Origin of the sequence: Kitasatospora sp. NPDC056531 (assembly GCF_042794375.1) — a bacterium.
Classification (GTDB): Bacteria; Actinomycetota; Actinomycetes; order Streptomycetales; family Streptomycetaceae; genus Kitasatospora.
Genome location: NZ_JBHTTU010000128.1, coordinates 10,273 through 12,805, shown reverse-complemented (window position 1 = coordinate 12,805; position 2,533 = coordinate 10,273). Strand labels below are relative to the sequence as shown.

Below are 2,533 nucleotides of genomic sequence, written 5' to 3'. Positions count from 1 at the left end.
GGCCGCACCCCCGGCGCCGGGGCGATCGGCGCCGGATCCTCCTCACAGCACGGGACCTGCGGCTTACGGGCGGGCACCGGCGTTCCCGCGGCCGGCCGGACGCCGGCTGTCAGACCCCGGCGCTAGCGTGCGGCCATGACGACCTCCCCCATCCTCGCGCCGTGGTCCGAGCAGGGCCTGGACCTGCTGCACCGCCAGAACACCCCCGAGCTGACCGAGCACCTCGGCGGGGTGGAGAGCGCCGAGCAGATCCGGCGCCGGCACGAGCGCTACCTCGCGCTCACCGGCGGGCAGATGTTCCTGCTCCTGCTCGACGGCGAGCCGGCCGGCTCGGTCGGGTACTGGACGCACGCCTGGCAGGGGCAGGACGTCCACGAGACCGGGTACGCCGTGCTGCCCGACTTCCAGGGCCGGGGCCTCGCGGTGCGGGCACTGGTGCTGTGCGCCGAGCGGGCCGGGCGCGAGGGCACGCTGCCCTGGCTGCACGCCTTCCCCTCCGTGCACCACGGCGCCTCCAACGCGGTGTGCCGCAAGGCCGGCTTCGAACTGGTCGGCGAGGTCGCCTTCGAGTACCCGCCGGGCAACCACATCCGCTCCAACAACTGGCGCATGGCGCTGGCCGGTTGACGGCTCCCGCAGGCGGGCCGCCAGGACCTACGCCGCCGTGAGCAGCGGTGTGAGGTCGGCGGCCCACTGCGGGTACAGCGCGGCCTTCTCCTCGTGCAGGGCGAGGATCTCGGCGGCCAGGGTGGGCGTCATGTCGTCGGACAGGTCCGGGCCGATGGCGATCCTGGACAGGTACGGCATGATCTGCGGGTCGCCGGCCAGGTGCACCGGGTCGTGCATGTAGCGCCGCAGGGCGGCCAGGTCGGCGATGCCCACGCAGTAGGCGTGGGTGAAGCCGTCCTGCTCGCCCAGGCTCACGAATTTGATTAAAGAGCTCACGAGGCCCTCTCGACGGGGGCGGGCGGGCGGGCCATCCTCGTCCCGAGCGAACCCCGCCCCTGCGTGAAGGAGCCCTTGTGGAGCCCCAGTTCGACCACCCCACGCACTGCCCGCGGCTCGTCCTGGACCCCACCGGGCGGGGCCGTGACGCCGAGAGCGATGAGCTGTTCGCGCGCGGGCCGGCCACGCCCGTGGACATCCTGGGAGTGCAGGCGTGGGCGGTGGCCGACCCGGTGCTGCTGGAGGAGCTGCTCAAGGATCCGCGGGTCTCCAAGGACGGCCGGCAGCACTGGCCGGCGTTCGCGCGGGTGGTGCCGAACTGGCCGCTGGCGCTGTGGGTGACGGCGCGCAACATGTTCACCGCGCACGGCGCCGACCACCGCCGGTTGCGGCGCCTGGTGGGTGCGGCGTTCACGGCCCGTCAGGTCGCGGCGCTGGCCGAGCGGATCGAGGGGCTGACGGCCGCGCTGCTCGACGAGCTGGCGCTGACCCCGCCCGGGACGGCGGTGGACCTGCGCGAGCGCCTGGCCCACCCGCTGCCGATCCAGGTGATCGCCCAGCTGCTGGGCCTGCCGGACGCGCTGCGGGACCGGTTCCGCCGCACCGTCGACCGGGTCTTCGACACCACCCTCACCCCGGAGGAGTCCGCGGCCAACGCGGCGGCGTTCTACGCGATGCTGGACCAGCTGGTAGCGGCCAAGCGCGAGCGGCCCGGGACGGACATGACCTCGCTGCTGATCACCGTGCGCGACACCGAGGGCGACGGCGGCGCGCTGACCGAGGAGGAGCTGCGCGACACCCTGCTGCTGGTCGTCTCGGCGGGCTACGAGACCACCGTCAACCTGATCGACAACGCGGTGGCGCTGCTGCTCACCCACCCCGACCAGCTCGACCTGGTGCGGGCGGGCAAGGTCGGCTGGGACGACGTGGTCGAGGAGGCGCTGCGCCGCGAGGCGCCGGTGGCGCACCTGCCGTTGCGCTACGCGGTCGAGGACATCGCGCTGCCGGGCGGGGTGGTGATCCGTCAGGGCGAGGCGATCCTGGCCTCCTACGCGGCGGCCGGGCGCCACCCGGTGCGCTACGGGGACAGCGGCGGCGACTTCGACGTCACCCGGCCGGCCAAGGACCACCTGGCCTTCGGGCACGGCCCGCACTTCTGCCTCGGCGCGCCGCTGGCCCGGCTGGAGGCGCAGACGGCGCTGCGGGCGCTGTTCGAGCGCTTCCCGCGTCTGGCGCTGCTGCCGGGGGTGGAGCTGGAGCCGGTGGAGTCGCTGATCTCCAACGGGCACCGCTCGCTGCCGGTGCTGCTGGGCGGGGAGGCGGCGGGCGCCTGAGGCGGGCGGCTGCACGGCGTGTGGCTGCACGGCGTGTGGTGCGCCGTGGTGTCGCGGCCGGGCGGCGGCGCGCCACCGAACCGCGCGCCGGCGCCGGCCGGCGACCCTACCGGCCCTCGTGGACCACCCGGCCGAAGTCGGCGACGAAGGCGGTGATCAGGCGGGCGAACTCGGTGCGGTCCGAATCGGGCCAGTTCGCCATCGTGCGGGCGTGGTCGCCCCGGGCGGCGGCGATGTCGGAGCCGGTGTTGAGC

Annotated in this window: 3 protein-coding genes; 2 read left to right on the top strand and 1 reads right to left on the bottom strand. The window is 74.7% G+C overall.

Annotated elements, in window-relative coordinates; all coding sequences use genetic code 11:
* Window positions 1-135 precede the first annotated feature (135 nt).
* A complete protein-coding gene (locus ACFQ87_RS41045; RefSeq protein ID WP_380616065.1) occupies window positions 136-627 on the top strand; it encodes a GNAT family N-acetyltransferase in 492 nt (163 codons plus the stop codon).
* Window positions 628-654: 27 nt separating this feature from the next.
* Here ACFQ87_RS41045 and ACFQ87_RS41040 read toward each other — a convergent pair whose 3' ends face one another.
* Window positions 655-924, bottom strand: a complete 270-nt coding sequence (locus ACFQ87_RS41040; RefSeq protein WP_380616064.1) for a hypothetical protein — start codon at window positions 922-924, stop codon at window positions 655-657.
* Window positions 925-1,022: 98 nt separating this feature from the next.
* Between ACFQ87_RS41040 and ACFQ87_RS41035 the strand changes: the two genes are divergently transcribed.
* Window positions 1,023-2,279 (top strand): cytochrome P450, encoded by a 1,257-nt coding sequence (locus ACFQ87_RS41035; RefSeq protein ID WP_380616063.1) that lies wholly within the window; start codon window positions 1,023-1,025, stop codon window positions 2,277-2,279.
* Window positions 2,280-2,533 lie beyond the last annotated feature (254 nt).

Coding starts and splice junctions, on each gene's coding strand:
- ACFQ87_RS41045 (WP_380616065.1), top strand. CDS start 136: ATGACGACCTCCCCCATCCTCGCGCCGTGGTCCGAGCAGGGCCTGGAC.